We start from the raw sequence: 20,903 nt of genomic DNA on the forward strand, positions 1-20,903 counted from the left end.
CGGGGCTGGTTGCAGTGGCAACCGTGCCGCAACAGGGCGGCGCCTGTGCCGGATGTGGCTGAACGGGGGATGCTCCTCTTCCTGTCGTCATCTGCCTGATGCATGCTGCAAACGGGGCCGGGCTGGGCGCGCTGCGCGCGACATCACCGGGAAACAATCAGGGCAGTCAAGAAAGTGCATCCGCGGCCGCTCTGGTCAGGATCACAGGAAGCGTTTTGCGCATGAGAGCAACTGCCCACCATTGGCAACGTTCGCACCGATGTCCGCACTGAGTCGCGCCTTGCTGCGCCCGCAGCGCGCCTTCCTGTGGGGCGGCGCGCTGCTGGGTGTGCTGTTCGGCGCTGGGCTGGCCACGATGCTGGCCAGCGATTTCCAGCGTCGCGCAGACGTGGCGCAGCGCCAGAGCCGCACCTTGGCGGTGGGCAGCCAGCGCCTGTTATGGCTGGAAATGCGCAATGTGGAACGGGCGATGCATGGCATCGGGGCCGATGCGGCGCAGCTGTTCCGCAGCGTGCCGGCGCAGGCCCCTCAGTTGCTGGACCAGAACATCGCCGGCGTGCTGCACCGCCATGCCGAGCTCGACAGCATCGTAGTGGTGGACCAGCACGGGCGCGCGATCACCAGCGGAGTCGGTGACCTGCAGCTGCCGTTGTGGGTGGACGGCCAGCGCCGTGGCTCTGGCAGCGATCTGTACCTGGGTCCGCCGCAGCGTCACGATGGACTGAACTGGGTGCTGCCGCTGGCACTGCAGCTTGAGCAGGATCGCTGGTTGCTGGTGCGGCTGCATACCAGCGAACTGCAACGGATCATCAGCGGCCTGGATATCGGTAGCCAGGGCGTCGTATCGATCACCGACGTGGAAGGACACGTGCTGGCCCGCGCGCCGGCAAGCGGCGACATCGTGGGGCAGCGCTTCGACCTGCCGCACCGGTCCGCGTTGGGCACCGATGCGGTGCACTCGCTTGGCGTGGAAACCAGCGCCATCGACGGGACGACCCGCATCTCGGCGATGAGCACGCTGCACCAGTATCCGCTGGCGGTGTATGCGGGATTGGGAAGGCGCGACGTGCTGTCTGCGTGGTGGCCGTATCTGTACGCGGCATCGGCGATGTTCCTGCTGTACTGGGTGCTGCTGGGTGCCTTGGTGTGGGTGGTCCGTCGTACCAGCCGACGCCAGCTCGTGCTGGCCGAAGAGCTGCGCACCGGCCATGCCGAGCTGCTGCTGGCGCATCAGGTGGGTCGCGTGTGCACCTGGTATGTCGATGAGGATGCCTGCCAGCTGCACTGGTCGCCGCTGGCGCGTGAGCTGTTCGGCGTGCCGGTGGACACCCTGCCGGTTTCGGATTTCTTCGCCCGCGTGCACCGCGAGGATGCGGGTCGCCTGCAGGCCGCCTTCGACAGCGCGTTTGCCGGTGATGCGGTATTGGATGAAGTGTTCCGCCTGGTGCTGCCCGGCGGCGAGATACGCTGGGTGAGCGCGCGTGGACGCCGCGTGGCGATGTCCGACCGGCAGCGGCGCGTGATCGGCGCGGTGACCGACATCAGCGAGCGGTACCAGGCCCGTGAGCGACTGGTACAGGCGGAGCGTCAATTCCGCCTGCTGTTTGACCGCAATCCCGCGCCGTTCTGGGTGTTCGACCCGGACACGCTGCGCTTCATGGAGGTCAACCGCGCGGCGATCAGCCAGTATGGCTATACCCGCGAAGAGTTCCTCGGGATGAGCATCCTCGACATCCGCCCGCGCGAGGGCTGGGAAGAGATCCGCGGCGCGATCGCCGATGCCCGCGTCGGCGAAGTACAGGATGCCAAGATACGGCTGCACCAGCGCAAGGATGGCAGCGTCTTCGAAGTGCGCGCCCATCTGTCGCGGCTGGATTTCGATGGCCGTTCGGCGTGCCTGGTGTTGGCCGAGGACGTGAGCGAGCGGCTGGCCTACGAGCGCGAACTTGCCTACCACGCCAGCCACCATCCGCAGACCGGTCTGCTCAATCCGCGCGCACTGGCTGCTGCACTGGACGACTGCGGCAGCGGGTACACCGTCGCCTTCATCCAGTTGCGCGGACTGCAGCTGGTGTCCGATGCGCTGGGGGGTGATATCGGGGATGCGGTGTTGCAGGCGATGGCCACGCGGCTGGGTGGGCTGGGCGCACGTTACGGCTGGCTGGCCTTCCAGCCGGGCGAGGACTTCGTGTTCGCCTTCCGTGATGGGCAGGAAACACAGAGCGCGCTGGACGCGTTGGTGCAGATCGTATCGGAGCCCGTACGTGGCAAGGAGTCGCTGCATCAGTTCGAGCCGAGCGTGGGGGTGGCGGTGCATATCGCGGGCGATGGCCTGCAGGCTACCCAGGTGATCGGTATGGCCGCACAAGCGGCCCACAGTGCGCGGGCCGAGGGCGACGCGCTGGCATGGTTCGACCCCAGCGTGACCGCGCGATTGGCCGAGCGGCTGCGTTTGGCCGGGCGGATCCACAACGCGATCGACGCCGAGTTCGAGCTCTACTTCCAGCCGATCTGTCATGCCGCCGATGGCACGCCGGCCGCGCTGGAGGCGTTGCTTCGCTGGCCGCAGGCCGATGGCAGCTTCATTCCGCCGGGCGACTTCATCCAGCTGTGCGAAGACACCGGCCTGATCCTGGCGCTGGGGCGCTGGGTGATCCGCGCGGCGGCGCAGGCGCAGCGGCAGCTGGTGGATGCCGGCTGGGGTGACCTGCCGATTGCGGTCAATGTGTCGGCGGTGCAGTTCTTCAACAGTGATCTGGTGGGTGAGTTCGCGCGCGCCATGCAGGAGTTCGGCCTGCGTCGCGGTGCACTGCAGGTGGAGCTCACCGAGAGCAGCCTGATGCGCAAGCCTGCACAGGCGATGCAGACGATGCAGCGGCTGCACGAGCAGGGCATCTGCGTATCGCTGGATGACTTCGGTACGGGGTATTCGAGCATGTCCTACCTGCAGCACCTGCCGCTGGATATCTTGAAGATCGACCGCAGCTTCGTGGCGGATGTGGAAACCAATCCGCGCAATGCGTCGATCTGTCGGGCGCTGTTGTCGCTGGGGCACAGCATGGGCTTGACGATCATTGCGGAGGGCGTGGAAACCCCGGGCCAGCTGCAGTGGCTGGGCGCGCACGGCTGTGATCAGGTGCAGGGCTACCTGCTGGGGCGCCCGGCGCCGCTGGCGACGGTGATCGCGCAGCTGGATGCGGTGGAGGCCTGAGAGCGCGCAGGAGGGGGCGCGCAGGGCCCGCTGCGCTCGCCGACCATGGGTCGGCGCTACGGATGCTGGCCGCTCGGCGCGACGGGGCGGCATTGCGGTCATTGCTGGGACGGACCGGCTCGTCGGTCCTGTTTATCGCGTCGTCGGCGAGGCCTACGCTGGTCGCAGGTTTTCCGAGGCCCGCACCATGCGCCGTCTGCCCAGTCTGTACATCTCCCACGGTTCGCCGATGACGGCGCTGCAGCCGGGCCAGGTCGGCCTTCGCTTGGCGGAGCTGGCGGCCGACCTGCCACGGCCCCGCGCCATCGTCATCGCCAGTGCGCACTGGTTGAGTGACCTGCCGCGCGTCGGCGCGCATCCGCAACCCCCGACGATCCATGATTTCGGTGGCTTCCCCGAGGCGCTGTACCGGATCCGCTACCCGGCCCCCGGCGACCCCGTGCTGGCTGCGCAGGTCCTGCAGAGGCTGCAGGACGCACACCTGGACGCACAGCTGGACGTGAGTCGCGGGCTGGACCACGGGGCGTGGGTGCCGCTGCGCCTGCTGTTCCCGGACGCGTCGATCCCGGTCGTGCCGATCTCGCTGCAACCGCAGCGCGGTCCGCTGCACCAGCTTGCACTGGGCCGTGCCTTGGCGCCGCTGCGCGACGAAGGGGTGCTGCTCATCGGCTCGGGCAGCATCACCCACAACCTGCACGATTTCGGTACGTATCAGGATGGCAAGGAGGCGCCCTACGTGCGTCCTTTCATCAACTGGGTAGAGCAGCGCCTGGCTGCCAGCGATGTCGATGCCTTGCTCGACTACCGGCGCCAGGCCCCCTACGCGGCGCGCGCACATCCGACGGACGAGCACCTGCAGCCGCTGCATTTCGCCATGGGGGCGGCAGGGACGGGCGGGTTGGGCGCGCAGCGCATCGATGCCGGGATCGACGCGGGCATGCTGGCGATGGACATCTACCGCTTCGACGGCGAGCGCAGCTGACGACCCGCGCACTCCCTCGCGCTCGCTCCGTATCTGCCGACCGCCACACGCTCCGCTTATGGGCGATATCAAATGGGTGTGCTAGTTTTTTCGCGTTAGTGGCGCTTGGCCTGTCGGCCATCCTTCCCCCCGCGCCGTCATCTGGATGATGCATGCATACCATTGAAGTCGTACTGGCGATGCTGGTCGCGGTAGTCGCCAGCGGCTACCTCGTCCGGGTCCTGCCGTTTTCGCTGCCGTTGCCGCTGGTGCAGATCGCGCTGGGCGCGGTGATTGCCGGGGTGTTCAACCGGGGTCATGACCTCGACCCGGACATGTTCTTCCTGCTGTTCCTGCCGCCGTTGCTGTTCCTCGACGGCTGGCGCATTCCCAAGCAGGGCTTGTTCCGCGACAAGGGCGCGATCCTGGAGTTGGCCTTCGGCCTGGTGGTGTTCACCGTGCTCGGGGCCGGCCTGCTGATCCACTGGATGATCCCGGTGATGCCGCTGGCCGTGTGTTTCGCATTGGCGGCGATCATCTCGCCGACCGACCCGGTGGCGGTCGGTGCGATCGCCTCGAAGGCCCCCATTCCCAAGCGTCTGATGCACATCCTGGAGGGCGAATCGCTGCTCAACGATGCCTCGGGCCTGGTCTGCTTCCGCTTTGCCGTGGCCGCGGTGATGACCGGCAGCTTCTCGCTGGCGACCGCGTCGCTGACCTTCCTGTGGGTGGCCGTGGCCGGCCTGGCCGTGGGTGTCGCGGTGACCTTCGGGGTATCCACCTTCCAGCGCTGGTTGTGGCGGCGCTTCGGCGAAGAGCCGGGCGCGGCGATGCTGGTCAACCTGCTGATCCCGTTCGCGGCCTACCTGCTGGCCGAAGAGATCAACGCCTCGGGCATCCTCGCTGCGGTGGCCGCCGGCATCACCATGAGCTACGTAGAGCTGACGGGCCGCGTATCGGGCAGCATGCGGGTGCAGCGCTCGGCGGTGTGGAACATGCTGCAGTTCACCTTCAACGGCATCATGTTCGTACTGCTGGGCGAACAGCTGCCGGGCATCGTGGAGCGCGCCATCGAGACGATGGGCGAGAGCGGCCACCAGAATCCGTGGTGGCTGGCGGTGTATGTGCTGGTGATCAACCTTGCGCTGATCCTGCTGCGTCTGTTGTGGGTATGGCTGTCGCTACGATGGAACCTGTTGCGTGTGCGCCGTCGCGGGCAGAAGCAGGGCGAAGCGCCCGGCTGGCGCATCGTGGTGGCGACCTCGGTGGCCGGCGTGCGCGGCGCGATCACCCTGGCCGGCGTGCTGACCCTGCCCTTGTTCCTGCCCAGCGGTGATCCGTTCCCGGCACGTGACCTGGTGATCTTCCTGGCCGCCGCGGTGATCCTGTTCTCGCTGATCGGAGCCAGCGTGGCGCTGCCGCAGCTGTTGAAAGGGCTGCAGTTGCCGGCTGATTCGGGTGAGCGCAAGGAAGAGGACGTGGCCCGCAAGCTGGCTTCGAAGGCGGCGCTGGCCGGGGTGGAGCGGATGCGGCAGCAGTTGGTGCTGAAGCAGACCACCGAGAACGTGCAGCTGTACAACGATGCGGCGTCGCGGGTGAGCCTGCTGTACCAGCGCAATCTGGAAAAAGAGAACGGCCCCGATGTCGATCCGGAGAAGGTGCGGCGCATGGAGCGCGGCTACCGCCAGCTGCGCAGTGCCGGCTTGGTGGCCGAGCGCGAAGAACTGTTCCGGCTGACCCGGCGCGGGGTGATCTCCGACGAGATCTCACGCAAGCTGATCCGCAACCTGGACCTGCTGGAATCCCGGCAGCGGGAATGATCGGCCCCTGGTAGAGCCGGCTTCAGCCGGCTGCTGTTGCCGATTGCCTGCGGTAGAGCAGCCGACTGAAGTCGGCTCTACCCAGTCGGTTGCCCCCCGTGACCGCGAAAGCTCAGCCCTGCGGCTTCAGGTCCAGGAAGCGCACGTCGACGTTGCCTTTGATCTTCAAGGTCATCGGGTTGCCGCGGCGGTCACGGGCCTTGCCGGCCTGCACGCGGATCCAGCCTTCGCTGACCGAATACTCTTCGACGTCGGTGCGCTCGACATCGTTGAAACGCACGCCGACGCCGCGCTCCAGCGCCTGGGCGTCGTGATGGGGGCTGGCCGGGTTGATGGCCAGGTGGTCGGGAGGCGTATCGCTCATTGCAGGATTCACTGTGGCGGCCAACACGGCCGGCTTCATGCGGTAAAGGATACCCGGCCCGGCGGCGTGGCCCAATCCCGGTGCTTCCGGCTCGAGCCGCCAGGCCTCAGAATGCAGGCCACGCACCACGCATCCCAGGAACACGCCCATGCCCGACAACAGCGATTATTTCGACTTCCAGGAAGAAGAGCACGACTTCGACGAGGCCGACTTCGAGGCACGTGCGTGGAACCTGCTGGTGCTGATCAACCCGGGCGACGAAGAGCTGGCGCTGCAGCAGTTCAACCGCTTCCGCGAGCTGCTGGCCGAGCAGGGCGAGCCGATGGAGGCCGACAGCGACTGGCTGCCGCCGCTGTTCGGGGCGATCGGCTGGCAGAGTGGCTTCGAGGTGGAGCGCGACGATCTGGAATCGCTGATGTCGGCCGTCAACGAGCTGTCTGCACGGTTCAACCTGCAGGTGGAGTGGGGCGGCGACCTGGACGATGAGGATTTCACGGCGGACCTGGACGGCGCGCAGCTGATGTCCACCGCGTTCGATCGGCTACGCGAACGCAACTACACGCTGTGGAGCGTGGATGCCGGCAGCGAAGGCTTCACCGGCTGGATGGCGCTGACCCGCGATGACGACGCGATGCTGGCGCTGTGCTCGCTGATGAACGTGGAAGTGCGGTTGGGCAGCGACCCGTTCTGACGCGGCTCAGTCGGGCTGGTACTGCGCGCGGGCGTTGGCGATCACCGCCTTCATCCGCGCACGATCGGTGTGCCGGGAGATCGGCATCGCCCCGAGGGCGATGGCCTGCACGCGCATCGGCGCGCTGACATCGTAATGCGCGCCACTGGCTTTGTTCTGGAACGCGCGGTGGGGCATGCCGAGCTGCGCCGCCATGGCGTGCAGCTCGGGCAAGGTGTCGGCCATCAGGTGCGCCCAGCGCTGTCCGCGCCAGGCGTGTACTGCGTCGTCGACGTAGACCGTCACCGTGATTCCGCCAGGCCTCAGGCCTTCGGCTTGTCGTCGGCGTCGGCGTCAGCGTCGACAGCGGCGTCAGCCTCGACGTCGACGGCATCGGTCGATGCGTCGGCTGCAGCTGCGTCCGCATCGGTGTCAGCGGTGGCTTCGGTAGCTGCGTCTTCCGCGTCGATGGTATCGAACTCGGCAGCCAGCTCATCCAGGTAAGCGTCAGCGTCCAGGTCCTTCTCGGCCGCCATCACCTTGATCAGCTCGCCCAGGCCATCGGAGTACTGCAGGTCGACCTTGCGGCCTTCCTTGCCCTGCACATTGGCCAGATGCTTGAGCATGGCCAGCATCGGCATCGGGTCGTCCGCGTTGCCCATCGTCTGGCCACCGATCGACAGCAGCCACTGGCGGCCCTGCAGGCCAATCGCGGCCACGACCTGGCCTTCTTCATTGGTCAGCACGGCGTGGTTCTGCACCTGCTGCTGATCGCTCAGGCGGGCGAACGGGCGCTTGGGCTGCTGCTTCTTGCGCTTGTCGCGCTTGGACTTGGACAGCTTGGACATGATGCGGCTACCTGCAAAAAAGGAGGCCCCCATTGTAAGGGCCCAAGGCAGCGAGCGCAGGGACATGCCCTGCGCGCTCAGGGGGCGGCGTCGCCGACCTCGATGGGCGCCTGCGCGGCCTGCACATCGGGGTCTGCCACTGCGGCGGACATCGCAACCGGCGTGCCGGCGCCGGACAGTGCGGCGGCTTCCGCATCCTTGGTCATCACCACGATGCTGATGCGGCGGTTGATCGGATTCTGCGGGTTGGTCTTGTCGAACAACACCGAGGAGGCCAGGCCGACCACGCGGGTGACCTTGCTGTCATCCAGGCCACCGTCCACCAGCGCACGCCGGGCGGCATTCGCGCGGTCCGCGCTGAGTTCCCAGTTGCCATAGCCATGGACGCTGCTGTACGCCGTGGTGTCGGTGTGGCCGGTCAGGCTGATCCGGTTCGGTACGTGGTTCAGGTAGGTCGCCAGCTCATGCAGGATCGTGCGGGTGTACGCCTTCAGGGACGAGCCACCCAGGTCGAACATCGGCCGGTTCTGCTTGTCCACGATCTGCACGCGCAGCCCTTCCGGAGTGAGGTCGAGCAGCAACTGGTCCTTGAAGGGTTCCAGGGCCTGGCTCTTGCTGATCGCTTCCTGCAGTTCCTTCATCAGCGATTCCAGCTGCTGTTTCTCGCGCTCGCGGCGATCGATGGCCTGCGGGATGGCTTCACGCTGGTTCTGGAACGGGTCGCTGCTGTTGCCGCGGCTGACGTCGGCCGCGCCGCCCAGCTTGATCATCGACGTGCTGGCACCGCCGGGCCCGGCCATGCCCGGAGCCGGCGTGGTGCTCTTGCCCGACAACGGACTGGGGTTGCGGAAGTACTCGGAAATGGCGCCGCGCTCGGGCTTGCTGGTGGACGCCACCAGCCACAGCACGAGGAAGAACGCCATCATCGCGGTCACGAAGTCGGCATACGCCACTTTCCACGAGCCGCCATGATGCGCGGCGTGGCCGTGCTTCTTGACCCGGCGAACGATGACGGTGGGCTTGGTGTCCGACATGGCTTATTTGACCGTCTTCAGGTGCTGCTCGAACTCCGAGAAGGCCGGGCGCACATCGGAGGGCAGGGTCTTGCGGGCGAACTCCAGGGCGATCTTCGGGTTGTAGCCGCGCAGGCAGGCCAGCAGGGCGGTCTTCACTGACTCATAGATGCGGCTGTCCTGCTCGGCGCGCGCTTCCATGGCCGCTGCCATCGGGCCGACGAATCCATAGCCCAGCAGGATGCCGAGGAAGGTGCCGACCAGCGCGCCGGCCACGTGTGCGCCGACTTCTTCGATCGGGCCACCAATGGAGCCCATGGTGATGACGATGCCCAGCACGGCGGCCACGATGCCGAAGCCGGGCAGGCCGTCGGCCACCTTGGTCACGACCTGCGAAGGCGCCAAGGCTTCGGCGTGGTGCTTCTCCAGCTCCAGCTCCAGCAGCGGCTCCAGTTCATGAGGTTCGATGTTGCTGCCGATCATCAGGCGCAGGCAGTCGGTGATGAAGTCCACCAGATGGTGGTCGGCCTGCACCTTCGGGTAGTTCGCGAAGATCGGGCTTTCGCCGGGCTTCTCTACGTGGTCTTCCAACGACATGAAGCCTTCGCGACGCGCCTTGTTGAGCAGTTCGTAGACCAGGCTGAGCACATCCAGATAGTCCTGCCGCTTGTAACGCGGCCCCTTGAACACGGCCACGCTGGCCTGCAGGGTCTGCTTGACCGTCTTTGCCGGCGTACCCACCAGGAACGCGCCCACGGCGGCACCGCCGATGATGACCAGCTCATACGGTTGCCACAGGGCACCCAGCCGACCGTGGGCGCCGAGATAGCCGCCAAGCACGCTGGCGATGACAACGAGGAAGCCGATGAGGATGAGCATGGACGCGACGCAGGAAGCAGGGGTATCTCCCTTTACGGCGCGTTCACGGGTTTTCTGAAGAGCGGATGTGTGAAATCCATCCGCTCTGGTGCCGTCAGGTGATCAGGCGGCCGGCTGGGCCTCAGCACCGCCGCGCTTGAGCGGATCGGCGTAGGGCGCGCCATTCTCGGTGAATGAAAGTGAGACGGAGTTCAGGCAGTGCCGCTCGAACGTGGGCGGCGGTCCATCCGGGAACACATGACCCAGGTGGCTGCCGCAGCGGGCACAGGTGATCTCCGTGCGGATCATGCCGTGGCTGATGTCGCGGATTTCATGCACGTGTTCGGCAGCGAAGGGCGCAAAGAAGCTGGGCCAGCCCGTACCGGAGTCGAACTTGGTGTTGGAGCGGAACAGCGGCAGGGCGCACAGGCGGCAGCAGTAGACACCGTCCCGCTTGTTGTCCAGGAACACGCCGCAGAAGGGCGCTTCGGTGCCGTGCTGGAGCAGCACGCGCGCCTCGTCGGGGCTGAGGCTGGCTTCCAGCGCTTGGCGTTGGGCGTCGCTGGGGGGCGTGAGGTCGAAGGCGCTCATGCGGGATCTCCATGGGGGACTGTCTGCAGATGGGGCCGGCGCCGACGGCATGCAAGCGCGGGCTCCCTTCATGGGCAGCACCATTCATGGGCAGCACACAGGGCCGGGTGCAGGCTGGGGTCACACCGTGTGGGAGCCGTGCCATGAACCGATCATTGTTGTTGCTGGGCGTGCTGCTGCTGCCCACCCTGGCCTTGGCGCAGATCGCCTCGCCGTCCAGCCCGACGTCCACCCGCGGGGCGACCACGGTGACGCCGCCTGCAGCGCAGCCTGTGCCTGCCCAGCCGCCGCGACCGGTGCAGCCATCGCCCCCGTCCCCGGTGCAAACGCCGCGCCCCCTGATGAATCCACCGCCGGCGGCCGGACCGATCCGCAGCACGGGACCGGCGCAGATAGCGCCGCCCCCCACCAGCACCGCCCCGGCGAAGGTGTATGACCGCGATGGGCGGATCATTCCAGGCGTGCGGCCGGCCGGCCAGAACCGCGTGTTTGACTCGCGCACTGGTCGATACCACGACAGCGTGCCGCAGGGCGCGGACTCCAAGATCAAGCCGTAACGCACTGCGGCCATCGGTAGCGCCGAGCCGTGCTCGGCGGAATGTTTCCGCCAACGGCCCGCTGCGCTCGCCGACCCTGGGTATGCCAGTCGTCCTGACCGGCACCCTACGGGCCGTCGCAAGCGACGTTGGCCGCGGCTCCTGCCGCTGCCTTCGGCGCTACCGCTTTTTTTTCTTCTTCATTACGCGGCTGGCTGGCGTCCATCGGTAGCGCCGAGCCGTGCTCGGCGGAATGTTCCCGCCAACGGCCCGCTGCGCTCGCCGACCATGGGTCGGCGCTACTGCTTTTCTCTTTTTTCATACGCGGCTGGCGGCCACGGAACCTGTCAGGGGGCCGGGCGGTGGGGCGGGGCGGGGGCGTTGAGCGCCATGGATGGCGCGAAACGAGGCCCGCAGGAGCGGTTTTTGCCGTCCCCCGACCCGCCCCACCGCCCGGACCCAACCCAGCGGCAGCTCCAACACCCAGCCGCGAGGGGGTCTCACCCGCTCGACCCGCCCCGCTGCCCAGTCAGCACAATCAAGACGCCAGCTCACGCGACATTCGCCCGCCAGTAACCCAGGCAGGCAGAAGGTGGGCCTGCGCCGACCAAGGCGCCATCCCTCAAGTGAGCGCCATCATGGGTACGCAGAACAAAGACGATAAGTCGCAGGACAAATCGCAGCAGGGTCGTCAGCCGCAGCAGCAGCAACAGCAGGCGGATGCGCAGAAAACCAAGCAGCCGCAGGACAAGCCGCAGCAGGGATCCAAGCAGCAGCGCTGACGCCCCATCGTGGGAGCGAGGAAAGGGTGCCGGCCAAGGGCCGGCACTGCCGTATCCGGTCAATCAGGAATCGGCAGGCTCCAGGTCTCCTTGACCTCTTCCATCACGATGTAGCTCTTTGATTCGCGCACATGCGGCAGGGTCAGCAAGGTGCTGCCCAGCAGCTTGCGGTACGACGCCATCTCGCTGATCCGTGCCTTCAGCAGATAATCGAAATCCCCCGACACCAGATGGCATTCCAACACGTTGGGCAGCTTCAGCGCCGCGCGGCGGAACTCCTCGAAGATGTCGCCGGACTTGTACGCCAGGCTGATTTCCACGAAGACCAGCAGGCTTGCCTTCACCGCCGCGGGGTCCAGATGCGCGTGGTACCCGGTGATGACCGCCTCGCGTTCCAGCCTGCGCACCCGGTCCGTACACGGCGTCGTCGACAGCCCGACGCGTTCGCCCAGTTCAGTGAAGGAAATACGGCCCTCCGCCTGCAGGATGCGCAGTATTTTTCGGTCAATTTTGTCGAGGTCGCGAATACGCGTGGCCATCGGGTCACCTGCGGAGTATGGATTTCAGGTAAATATCCTGATCTGCTTTCAAAAAACGCGCAAATTCACTGGTTTGTGCTGACTATACTTCTCCGAATAGGGTCCCAGCGTGCCTGTACGCAGGGAATGATCGGGTTGGAGAAGTCTCATGCGCGTTCTCATCCTTGGCAGCGGCGTCATCGGCACCACCAGTGCCTGGTACCTGCGCCAGGCCGGTTTCGACGTCACCGTGCTCGACCGTCAGCCGGGACCGGCGCTGGAGACCAGCTTCGCCAATGCCGGCCAGCTCTCGTTCGGCTACACCTCACCGTGGGCGGCGCCGGGTGTGCCACGCAAGGCGATCGGTTGGCTGTTTGAAAAACACGCGCCGTTGGCGATCCGCCCGGGCATGGACCTGGCCCAGTACCGCTGGCTGTGGCAGATGCTGCGCAACTGCACGCACGAGCGCTACGCGATCAACAAAGCGCGCATGGTGCGCATGTCCGAGTACAGCCGCGACTGCTTGAACCAGCTGCGCGCGGAAACCGGCATCGACTACGAAGGGCGCGAGCTGGGTACCACGCAGCTGTTCCGCACCCAGCAGCAGCTGGACGCGTCCGCACAGGACATCGAGGTGCTGGCGCAGTACGGCGTGCCGTATGAGGTGCTGGACCGTGCCGGCATCATCGCGGCCGAGCCCGCACTGGCGCATGTGGACGGGCTGGTGGGGGCGCTGCGGCTACCGCGCGACCAGACCGGTGACTGCCAGCTGTTCACCCGTCGGCTGGCGGCGATGGCCGCCGAGGCGGGCGTGGAGTTCCGCTACGACGTGGATATCGCCGGCGTGCAGTATGACGGCGACCGCATCACCGGCGTGCGCGTGGACGGCAAACTGGAAACCGCCGATCACTACGTGGTGGCGCTGGGCAGCTACTCGCCGGCCTTGGTCGCCCCCCTCGGGCTGGACCTGCCGGTGTACCCGTTGAAGGGCTACTCGCTGACCCTCCCGATCACCGACCCGGCCATGGCGCCGACGTCGACGATCCTGGATGAGAGCTACAAGGTAGCGGTCACCCGCTTCGACAACCGCATCCGCGTAGGCGGCATGGCCGAGGTCGCGGGTTTCGACCTGTCCCTGTCGCCGCGCCGCCGCGAGACGCTGGAATTGGTGGTGCGCGATCTGTATCCGAAGGGCGGTGACCTGTCGCGCGCCGAGTTCTGGACCGGGCTGCGCCCGGCCACGCCGGATGGCACGCCGGTGGTGGGCGCCACGCCGTTCCGCAATCTGTTCCTCAACACCGGCCATGGCACGTTGGGCTGGACGATGGCTTGCGGCTCGGGACGCTACCTGGCCGACCTGATGAGCGCGCGCCAGCCGCAGATCAGCACGGAAGGGTTGGATATTTTCCGCTACGGCGGCAAGGCCGTTCCGGCATCGCACAGGGAGAGCCTGCAATGCGCCCCGCACGTGCGTTGATCGACCTGGAAGCGCTGCGCAGCAACTATCGGCTGGCGCGGGAGCTGGGCGGTGGCAAGGCGTTGGCCGTGGTGAAGGCCGATGCCTACGGACACGGTGCCGTGCGCTGCGCGCAGGCGCTGGAAAGCGAGGCCGATGGCTTTGCGGTCGCCACCATCGAAGAAGCGCTGGAGCTGCGCGGGGCAGGTATCCGCGCGCCCATCCTGCTGCTGGAAGGGTTCTTCGAGGCCAGCGAGCTGCTTTTGATCGCCGAGCATGGCCTGTGGACGGCCGTGGGCGCGCCCTGGCAGGTCGAGGCGCTGGCTGCTTTCGCATCGCCGGTACCGTTGACGGTGTGGTTGAAGCTGGACAGCGGCATGCACCGGCTCGGCCTGGACGTACCGACGTTCCGCGCCGCGCACGCGCGTCTGTCCGCATTGCCGCAGGTGGGCGAGATCGTGCTGATGACGCACTTGGCGCGCGCCGACGAGCTCGACAGTGAACGCACGCATGAGCAGGCGGCGCTGTTCGCCGCAGCGATCGACGGGCTGGCGGGCCAGACCAGCGTGTGTAATTCGCCGGCCCTGTTGGGCTGGCCGGATGTGCGCAGTGACTGGGTACGGCCGGGCCTCATGCTGTACGGCGCCAATCCCCTTGCCGTCGGTTCGGACGTCACCGCACGGCTGCGGCCGGTGATGACCATGTGCTCCAAGGTCATCGCCGAACGATGGATCGAGGCCGGCGAGCCGGTGGGCTACGGGGCGCGCTTCGTTGCCCCCCAGCGCACCCGGGTCGGGGTGGTGGCGATGGGATACGCCGACGGCTATCCCCAGTTCGCTCCGAATGGCACGCCGGTGGTGATCGACGGGCAGCCCGGTGAAGTCATCGGCCGGGTATCGATGGACATGCTGACCGTGGACCTGACCCGGCACGCAGCGGCGGGCGTGGGTAGCGAGGTGCAGCTGTGGGGTGGGCAGGCGCTGTCACTGTCCGAGCTGGCGCCGCGGTGCGGGGTGAGCGCGTACCAGCTGCCGTGTGCGGTCAAGCGGGTAAGGCGCGAGTACTGCTGAGCCGCGATGGGCTCGGCGCCTTCCACGCTTGGCGTGGAAGGCCCATGCCCCAGGATCCGCTCAGTTGGCGGCGATCCGCTTGGCCAGGTCGCGGCGCACCCAATCGTCGATGAGCTTCTTTTCGTAGCGCAACGGGTCGCTGCTGCTGTGCAGGCCCACGCTGCCGTGCAGGTAGCCGCTGTCACGCAGCGCGGCTTCGCCCTGGTCGATCACGGTGCCGTCCGCCCCCGTCAGGGTGTAGGCCAGGGTGATCCGGGGTGGATAGATGTCACGCATGATGCGGATGTCGCTGGCCCGCGGCCCCTGCCACGGCTCGAAATCACCGGCACGCTTGATGTCCACGAAGGTGACATCCAGCAGCTGGCCGGGCTGCAGGCTCTTGCTGGCGGTCTTGCGCGTGTACTCGGCCAGTTGCTGTACCCAGTTGCCGCGCTCGGCCTCGAACCGGTTGGTGCTGTTGCGCAGTTCGGTGAACCCGCTGGGGTCGTTCCACTTCACGCTGACCGGGCCGTCGGCTTCCAGTGCGCGCGGCGCCTGGGGATCGGTAACGGTACGCGGCGCCGCCGTGGCGGTGATCGCCGCGGTAGCAAGCAAGGTGGCCAGCAGCAGCCGGGGTGTCGAGAGGCGGGTCATGACCTGGCTCCAGCGCCGCAGGCGGCGCAGTGGGTGTGCGATCCAGTGTGGGCCTGTCGTCGGGGCCGGACAAGGGCCCGGCGGTCGCAGGCAGTCCGCGCTCAGGGGCAATTCATCACCTGATAAGTGACCGTTGGCGCTTGACGCTGCGAATACGCAGTCTGGACCATGCTGTGCTGACTGTTCCCAGGCTGACCATGCCCTTGTCCTCTCTCGATACGACCGTGGAAACCCCGTCCCGCCCGGCTGTGCCCAGTGCTGCGGACCACCACCGGCATGTGCTGGAACGCATGTATGCGGGGTTCTGCGTGATCAAGGTGCTGTTCGAGAACGAGCGGCCTGTGGATTACCTGTTCCTTGAAGTGAACGATTCCTTCGCCCGCCATACCGGTCTGATCGATCCGGTGGGCAAGCGCATGTCCGAGCTGGAGCCTGGCCACGAAGCGGACTGGTCCCGCATCTACGGCCGTGTCGCCCGCACGGGCCAGCCCGCCCAGTTCGAGATGGAGGCGCGGGCGCTGGGCCGCTCTTACTCGGTCGATGCGGTGCAGGTCGGGGCAGCGGGCGATGATACGGTCGCGGTGTTGTTCTTCGACGTCAGCGCACGCAAGCAGATCGAGGGCGAGCTGGGCGAGAGCGAAGCGCGTTTCAGTGCACTGGCGGATGGATTGCCGATGCCGGTGTGGGTGCTGGACGAGCTCGGCCATTCGCGGTTCGTCAACAGTGCGTTCACCGAGTTCTTCGGCGGCGAAGAAAGCCGCCTGCCGGAAGACGTGTGGCGGGGACTGGTGCATCCCGACGATGCGTCGGTGTTTGAGTACGAACTGCGCGAAGCGCTGTCGGCGCAGCGCTCGATGCAGACGCTGGTACGGGCGCGCCGCGCCGATGGCGAATGGCGCTGGCTGGAGATGAACGCACGTCCGCGGTTCTCCCGTCAGGGTCACTTCGTCGGCCTCGCGGGCAGCAGCCCGGATGTCACCGAACGCCGGGAGATCGAACTGGCGCGCGAAGAGCTGCTGCAGTCCGAGCGCGCAGCACGCAGCGCGGCAGAGAACACGGCGCGGCTGAAGGACGAGTTCCTGGCCACGTTGTCGCACGAGCTGCGTACGCCGTTGACCACCATCCTGGGCTGGAGCGAGCTGCTGCTGCAGCGCGTCGAGGCGGACAGTCCGCTGCGCAAGGGCCTGGGCGTGATCGCCAGCAGTGCCAATGCGCAGAAGCGCCTGATCTCGGACATGCTGGACCTGAGCAGCATGCTGCTGGGCAAGGTGCAGCTGGAAGTGGAAGTGCTGGATCTGCGCGACCAGCTGAACGAGGCGCTGGGTGCGCAGGAACTGGTGGCAGAGGGCAAGGCGCTCGACGTCAGCATCGAGCTGCCCGATGGTCCCTGCCTGGTGCTGGGCGATGCGACACGCATGCAGCAGGTGTTGTGGAACCTGCTGTCGAACGCGATCAAGTTCACCCCGGCCGAGGGCTTCCTGAAGCTGCGGCTGGAAGACCTGCCTGACGGCTGGCAGGTGACCGTGCAGGACAGCGGCGATGGCATCGCACCGGAATTCATCGGCCATCTGTTCGGACGCTTCCGCCAAGCCGACGGAACCACCACGCGACGCCATGGGGGACTTGGCCTCGGCCTGGCCATCGTGCAGCAGCTGGTGGAGCTGCATGGCGGCACGGTGTCCGCTGCCAGCGAAGGCCACGGCCATGGCGCGACGTTTACCGTGCGGCTGCCGCGCTATGTGCAGGACCAGGGCTCGCGCCCGCTGCGCGAGGTGATCAGTGGCGGCCCCATCATCGAGCGCGTGGTGGAGCCGTATCCACTGCGCGGCCTGCACGTGCTGGCCGTGGAAGACCAGGTGGAAGTGCTGGAATACCTGCGCCGCATGCTGGAAGAGCAGGGTGCAGCGGTAACCGCCGCGGCGTCCGCCGGCGAGGCGCTGGCATTGCTGGACGAGAACCGCCACGAACGCTTTGATGTACTACTGACCGATATCGGCATGCCGGGGATGGACGGCTACGGCTTGATCCGTACGCTGCGCGAGGATATGGCCGTGGATGCGGCGGCGTTGCCGGCCGTGGCGGTGACCGCACTGGCACGCGCGGATGATCGACGCCGTGCGTTGGCGTCCGGGTTCCAGGAGCATGTCGCAAAGCCGTATTCGGTGGCGCAGCTGGTGGCCGCCGTGCGGCACGTGCAGGTTCCCGCCACGCAGGCCGCGTTGCACTGAGTTTTCACGACCCATCAGCGACGCTGCAGGCAGGAGGTACCTACCCATGTCCAGAACCGCCCCACGTATCCATACCGACCCGGCGCGCATTGCCGCGCTGGAAGCCTTGATTCCCCGCCTCGATGGCGACTCACGTGTGCAGCTGATCCTCGATGACGGCCGCCGTGTGCTGGGTACCGTCGCGGTACGCCCGACGATCCAGCAGTATCGCGATGAAGCCGGCGATGAAGGCAGCAATGGCCAGCTGCGGCTGGATGATCTCGATACGCCCGCCCAGCAGCACAACGTGTGGTTGGACGAGATCGTCGAGATCCGCGACCTGCCCCCGGTGACGGGGCGCTAGCGCAACCACACAGGGACGGGCCGTTGGACGGCCCGCTCCCGCTGGGGATCAGTGTTCGAACGGTGTTGCGGTTGCTTCGAAGCGGCGCTCGTAGGCGCGCTCGTCTGCGACGCGGCTGATCTCCTCATCGGCCAGGTCCGGCGCCCCATAAACCGCATAGGCAACGCTGCCATCGCCGGTCTTGCCGACCTGATGCAGGCGGTAGCGGGCATGTCCACCGCCGGTATCTTCGGGATAGTGCACGGGCGGCTGACTGCCCTCCAGGTCCATCTCACTGTTGTCGACCACGCCACCGACGAACAAGGCACGCATGCGGTATCTCCAAGGATTGCGGGGGTGTCCCTACCCTGACCGCTGGGGTGTTCGCGTTGCATCAAGGGGATGTTGGGTTTTCGCAAAGCGGACGGTCAGCAAGCCGGTGGCGCGGAGCCGCTACAATGGTCGCCCCCTGAAGATTCCAAGGCTTACGTGCCCGATGGCCGCCCGCGACGACGCCCCGCTGCAGACCTTGTTCCTGCCCTTGTCCCAAGGCCTTCTGCGCTGGCCGCAGGGGCCGGCGGCCTTCCTGCGCGCGCGCGATGGCTGGCCATTGCGCGAGCAGGCGCAGGGTCGGGAGGTCATCTGCGAGCAGAGCTTCGCCCCCTTCGCACAGGCCCTGGAGGCCGGTGGCTTCGAGGTTGCCGCCGAACTGGGTGCCGAGCAGGCGGGCCGCTATGCGTTGGTGCTGATCCTGCCGCCGCGCCAGCGCGACGAAGCGCGTGCGCTGTTCGCCCGTGCGCTGACCCTGCTGGCACCGGGCGGGGTGATCGTCGCCTGCCAGCACAACGATGAAGGCGCACGCTCGGGCGAGGGCGACTTCAAGCAGTTGACCGGGCTGGGCGGCAGCCTGACCAAGCACCATTGCCGCGTGTACTGGAGCGCCCCCGCAGCGGGCCAGCACGACGAGGCGCTGGCCAAGCGCTGGGCGGCACTGGATACCCCGCGCCCCATCCTGGGCGGGCGCTTCATCAGCCGCCCCGGGGTGTTCGCGTGGGACCGTACGGACCCTGCGTCGGTGCTGCTGGCCGAGCATCTGCCCGCCGATCTGGCCGGGCGTGCGGCCGACCTGGGCGCCGGCTACGGCTATCTGTCGCGCGAACTGCTGGAGCGCTGCCCCGCCATCAGTGCGCTGGACCTCTATGAAGCGGAAGGTCGTGCGCTGGACCTGGCGCGGTTCAACCTTGCCGAGCCGCCGCGCGCGCTGCCGGTGCAGTTCCTGTGGCGCGACGTCACCGCCGGCATCGAGCCGGGCTACGACGTGATCATCAGCAATCCACCCTTCCACACGCCCTCGCGCGAGAACCGGCCGGACATCGGCCAGCGGTTCATCGCCGTGGCCGCGCAGGCGTTGAAGCGGGGCGGCCGGTTGTTCGTGGTCGCCAACCGTCACCTGCCCTACGAAAACGTGCTCAACGACAGCTTCGGCACCGTGCGGGTCGTGACCGAGCGTGATGGGTTCAAGCTGATCGAGGCGGTGCGCGGAGGCAGCCGGTGAAGCTGGTCAAGCTGATCGCAAACCTGGGCTATGGCAGCCGCAAGCAGGTGCAGTGGCTGTTTCGCGAGGGCCGCGTCACCGATGCGGAGGGCGAGGTCCTGTACGCCGACGATCAAGTGGCGCACGAGGCCATCCGCGTGGACGGCGAGCCGCTGGACGCCCCGGTCGGGTTGACCATCGCGCTGCACAAGCCGCGCGGTGTCACCTGTTCGACCAAGGACAAGGGGCGGCTGGTGTATGACCTGCTGCCGCCGCGCTACCGCGATCGTGACCCGGTGTTGTCCACGGTGGGTCGACTGGACCGCGATACCAGTGGCCTGCTGCTGCTGACCGACGACGGTGGGCTGCTGCACCGGATCATCTCGCCGAAGGCCAAGCTGCCGAAGGTGTATGAGGTGGAGCTGGCCGAGGACCTGCGCGGTGACGAGGCAGGACAGTTCGCCAGCGGCGCGCTGATGCTGGAAGCGGAGAAGACCCCGCTGCTGCCGGCGGAGCTGACCGTGCATGGCCCGCGCAGCGCGACGCTGGTGCTGCATGAGGGCCGCTATCACCAGGTACGGCGGATGTTCGCTGCGGTCGGCAACCACGTCGACGCGCTGCACCGCAGCCGTGTGGGTGGGCTGGGACTGCAAGGGCTGGAAGAGGGGCAGTGGCGTCCGTTGGATGCGACCGATCTGGACACCCTGTTCGCGCCGTGAGTGAGATTGCCGCTTTGCCGTTCCGCCCCGACGCCGTCATCTTCGACATGGACGGTCTGATGATCGACAGCGAGCGGGTGTCGATTGCCTGTTGGAGCGAGGCATCGGCGGCAATGGGCATCGCGCTGCCCGATGGATTCTTCCTGCAGATGGTGGGGCTGGGCGATCGTGACTGCGAGCGGCTGCTGCTGCAGCACATCGACGAGGCGCGGATCGCCTCCCTGTTTTCGAACTGCCATGACCTGTACGAGGCGCGCACCCAGGCCGGCCTGCCGCTGCGCCCGGGCATCCTGGAACTGCTCGATCTGCTGAAGACGCACGGCGTGCCGCGTGCGGTGGCGACCTCTACCCGGCAACCCCGCGCCAACCGCAAGCTGGCGGCCAGTGGCCTGCTGCCGTACTTCGACGCGGTGGTGACCAGCAGCGATGTGCAGCACCCCAAGCCGGCGCCGGACATCTACCTGCGGGCCGCGCAGCAGCTGGGCAAGGACCCGGCGCGCTGCCTGGCGCTGGAGGATTCGCCCGCCGGCACGCGGGCCGCCGTGGCCGCGGGCATGACCGCCATCCAGGTGCCCGATCTGGTGCATCCGGATGACAGCCTGCGTGCGCTGGGCCACCGCATCGTGGACTCACTGCATGACGTGCGGGCCCTGCTGGTGCCCTGGTTGGCGGCTGCACCCTGAGGCACCCTCACGCCGTGTGGGGTGACGCCGAGCATGGCTCGGCGCCACCTGTAGCTCCCGTCACGACCGTTATCCGGTTGCGCCCA

Annotated in this window: 22 protein-coding genes; 13 read left to right on the forward strand and 9 right to left on the reverse strand. The window is 67.2% G+C overall.

Annotated features, from left to right (window positions below):
• Positions 1 to 259 precede the first annotated feature (259 nt).
• The 3 genes from ICJ04_RS02180 (at position 260) to ICJ04_RS02190 (ending at position 5,992) form a co-directional block, all read left to right on the forward strand.
• Positions 260 to 3,211: an EAL domain-containing protein gene (locus ICJ04_RS02180; RefSeq protein ID WP_188325931.1), complete on the forward strand. Its 2,952-nt coding sequence runs from the start codon at positions 260 to 262 to the stop codon at positions 3,209 to 3,211.
• Positions 3,212 to 3,398: 187 nt separating this feature from the next.
• Positions 3,399 to 4,193 (forward strand): class III extradiol ring-cleavage dioxygenase, encoded by a 795-nt coding sequence (locus ICJ04_RS02185; protein WP_188325932.1) that lies wholly within the window; start codon positions 3,399 to 3,401, stop codon positions 4,191 to 4,193.
• Positions 4,194 to 4,345: 152 nt separating this feature from the next.
• Positions 4,346 to 5,992: a Na+/H+ antiporter gene (locus ICJ04_RS02190; protein ID WP_188325933.1), complete on the forward strand. Its 1,647-nt coding sequence runs from the start codon at positions 4,346 to 4,348 to the stop codon at positions 5,990 to 5,992.
• Positions 5,993 to 6,104: 112 nt separating this feature from the next.
• Here the strand turns inward: ICJ04_RS02190 and ICJ04_RS02195 are convergent, their stop codons facing one another.
• Positions 6,105 to 6,356, reverse strand: coding sequence for a DUF3297 family protein (locus tag ICJ04_RS02195; protein ID WP_188325934.1), 252 nt, complete (start codon positions 6,354 to 6,356; stop codon positions 6,105 to 6,107).
• A gap of 148 nt (positions 6,357 to 6,504) precedes the next feature.
• On the opposite strand from ICJ04_RS02195, the gene ICJ04_RS02200 reads away from it, so the two are divergent.
• Positions 6,505 to 7,047, forward strand: coding sequence for a hypothetical protein (locus ICJ04_RS02200; protein WP_188325935.1), 543 nt, complete (start codon positions 6,505 to 6,507; stop codon positions 7,045 to 7,047).
• A gap of 6 nt (positions 7,048 to 7,053) precedes the next feature.
• On the opposite strand, the gene ICJ04_RS02205 is transcribed toward ICJ04_RS02200, so the two are convergent.
• The 5 genes from ICJ04_RS02205 to msrB form a co-directional block, all read right to left on the reverse strand.
• On the reverse strand, positions 7,054 to 7,332 hold the full coding sequence (locus tag ICJ04_RS02205) for a DUF4031 domain-containing protein (protein WP_188325936.1): 279 nt from the start codon (positions 7,330 to 7,332) through the stop codon (positions 7,054 to 7,056).
• 17 nt (positions 7,333 to 7,349) lie between these two features.
• Positions 7,350 to 7,874 carry a hypothetical protein gene (locus ICJ04_RS02210; RefSeq protein ID WP_188325937.1) on the reverse strand — a complete coding sequence of 175 codons (525 nt, stop codon included), beginning with the start codon at positions 7,872 to 7,874 and terminating at the stop codon, positions 7,350 to 7,352.
• 77 nt (positions 7,875 to 7,951) lie between these two features.
• On the reverse strand, positions 7,952 to 8,908 hold the full coding sequence (gene motB / locus ICJ04_RS02215; protein WP_188325938.1) for a flagellar motor protein MotB: 957 nt from the start codon (positions 8,906 to 8,908) through the stop codon (positions 7,952 to 7,954).
• A gap of 3 nt (positions 8,909 to 8,911) precedes the next feature.
• The gene (gene motA, locus ICJ04_RS02220; RefSeq protein WP_188325939.1) at positions 8,912 to 9,766 is read right to left on the reverse strand and encodes a flagellar motor stator protein MotA; all 855 of its coding nucleotides are present in this window, start codon (positions 9,764 to 9,766) and stop codon (positions 8,912 to 8,914) included.
• Positions 9,767 to 9,868: 102 nt separating this feature from the next.
• Positions 9,869 to 10,336: a peptide-methionine (R)-S-oxide reductase MsrB gene (msrB, locus tag ICJ04_RS02225; protein WP_188325940.1), complete on the reverse strand. Its 468-nt coding sequence runs from the start codon at positions 10,334 to 10,336 to the stop codon at positions 9,869 to 9,871.
• 143 nt (positions 10,337 to 10,479) lie between these two features.
• Here msrB and ICJ04_RS02230 point away from each other — a divergent pair, with 143 nt between their 5' ends.
• Both ICJ04_RS02230 and ICJ04_RS02235 read left to right on the forward strand, forming a co-directional pair.
• Positions 10,480 to 10,893 (forward strand): classical arabinogalactan protein 4, encoded by a 414-nt coding sequence (locus tag ICJ04_RS02230; RefSeq protein ID WP_188325941.1) that lies wholly within the window; start codon positions 10,480 to 10,482, stop codon positions 10,891 to 10,893.
• Between the two features lie 617 nt (positions 10,894 to 11,510).
• The gene (locus tag ICJ04_RS02235; protein ID WP_188325942.1) at positions 11,511 to 11,654 is read left to right on the forward strand and encodes a lana protein; all 144 of its coding nucleotides are present in this window, start codon (positions 11,511 to 11,513) and stop codon (positions 11,652 to 11,654) included.
• A gap of 59 nt (positions 11,655 to 11,713) precedes the next feature.
• On the opposite strand, the gene ICJ04_RS02240 is transcribed toward ICJ04_RS02235, so the two are convergent.
• The gene (locus ICJ04_RS02240; protein WP_188325943.1) at positions 11,714 to 12,193 is read right to left on the reverse strand and encodes an Lrp/AsnC ligand binding domain-containing protein; all 480 of its coding nucleotides are present in this window, start codon (positions 12,191 to 12,193) and stop codon (positions 11,714 to 11,716) included.
• Between the two features lie 148 nt (positions 12,194 to 12,341).
• Here ICJ04_RS02240 and ICJ04_RS02245 point away from each other — a divergent pair, with 148 nt between their 5' ends.
• Together ICJ04_RS02245 and alr are read left to right on the forward strand one after the other, a co-directional pair.
• On the forward strand, positions 12,342 to 13,649 hold the full coding sequence (locus ICJ04_RS02245) for a D-amino acid dehydrogenase (RefSeq protein ID WP_188325944.1): 1,308 nt from the start codon (positions 12,342 to 12,344) through the stop codon (positions 13,647 to 13,649).
• Positions 13,628 to 14,698 carry an alanine racemase gene (alr, locus tag ICJ04_RS02250; RefSeq protein ID WP_188325945.1) on the forward strand — a complete coding sequence of 357 codons (1,071 nt, stop codon included), beginning with the start codon at positions 13,628 to 13,630 and terminating at the stop codon, positions 14,696 to 14,698. The genes ICJ04_RS02245 and alr overlap by 22 nt, the downstream gene beginning before the upstream one ends.
• A gap of 60 nt (positions 14,699 to 14,758) precedes the next feature.
• On the opposite strand, the gene ICJ04_RS02255 is transcribed toward alr, so the two are convergent.
• The gene (locus ICJ04_RS02255) at positions 14,759 to 15,331 is read right to left on the reverse strand and encodes a DUF3016 domain-containing protein (protein ID WP_188325946.1); all 573 of its coding nucleotides are present in this window, start codon (positions 15,329 to 15,331) and stop codon (positions 14,759 to 14,761) included.
• A gap of 290 nt (positions 15,332 to 15,621) precedes the next feature.
• Between ICJ04_RS02255 and ICJ04_RS02260 the strand changes: the two genes are divergently transcribed.
• Complete coding sequence (locus ICJ04_RS02260; RefSeq protein ID WP_223203030.1) at positions 15,622 to 17,559, forward strand: ATP-binding protein; 1,938 nt, start codon at positions 15,622 to 15,624, stop codon at positions 17,557 to 17,559.
• A 46-nt stretch (positions 17,560 to 17,605) separates the two neighbouring features.
• Positions 17,606 to 17,902 (forward strand): DUF3247 family protein, encoded by a 297-nt coding sequence (locus tag ICJ04_RS02265; RefSeq protein ID WP_188325948.1) that lies wholly within the window; start codon positions 17,606 to 17,608, stop codon positions 17,900 to 17,902.
• Between the two features lie 48 nt (positions 17,903 to 17,950).
• On the opposite strand, the gene ICJ04_RS02270 is transcribed toward ICJ04_RS02265, so the two are convergent.
• Complete coding sequence (locus ICJ04_RS02270; protein WP_188325949.1) at positions 17,951 to 18,214, reverse strand: hypothetical protein; 264 nt, start codon at positions 18,212 to 18,214, stop codon at positions 17,951 to 17,953.
• Positions 18,215 to 18,377: 163 nt separating this feature from the next.
• Between ICJ04_RS02270 and ICJ04_RS02275 the strand changes: the two genes are divergently transcribed.
• Genes ICJ04_RS02275 through ICJ04_RS02285 form a run of 3 tightly spaced genes read left to right on the forward strand, consistent with a single transcriptional unit; the run spans position 18,378 to position 20,817 of the window.
• Positions 18,378 to 19,436, forward strand: coding sequence for a class I SAM-dependent methyltransferase (locus ICJ04_RS02275; protein ID WP_188325950.1), 1,059 nt, complete (start codon positions 18,378 to 18,380; stop codon positions 19,434 to 19,436).
• Positions 19,433 to 20,134, forward strand: a complete 702-nt coding sequence (locus ICJ04_RS02280; RefSeq protein ID WP_188325951.1) for a pseudouridine synthase — start codon at positions 19,433 to 19,435, stop codon at positions 20,132 to 20,134. Before ICJ04_RS02275 ends, ICJ04_RS02280 begins: the two co-directional genes overlap by 4 nt.
• Positions 20,131 to 20,817, forward strand: coding sequence for an HAD family phosphatase (locus ICJ04_RS02285; RefSeq protein ID WP_188325952.1), 687 nt, complete (start codon positions 20,131 to 20,133; stop codon positions 20,815 to 20,817). Before ICJ04_RS02280 ends, ICJ04_RS02285 begins: the two co-directional genes overlap by 4 nt.
• The last annotated feature ends 86 nt before the right edge of the window (positions 20,818 to 20,903 follow it).

The organism is Stenotrophomonas sp. 169 (assembly GCF_014621775.1).
Classification (GTDB): domain Bacteria; phylum Pseudomonadota; class Gammaproteobacteria; order Xanthomonadales; family Xanthomonadaceae; genus Stenotrophomonas.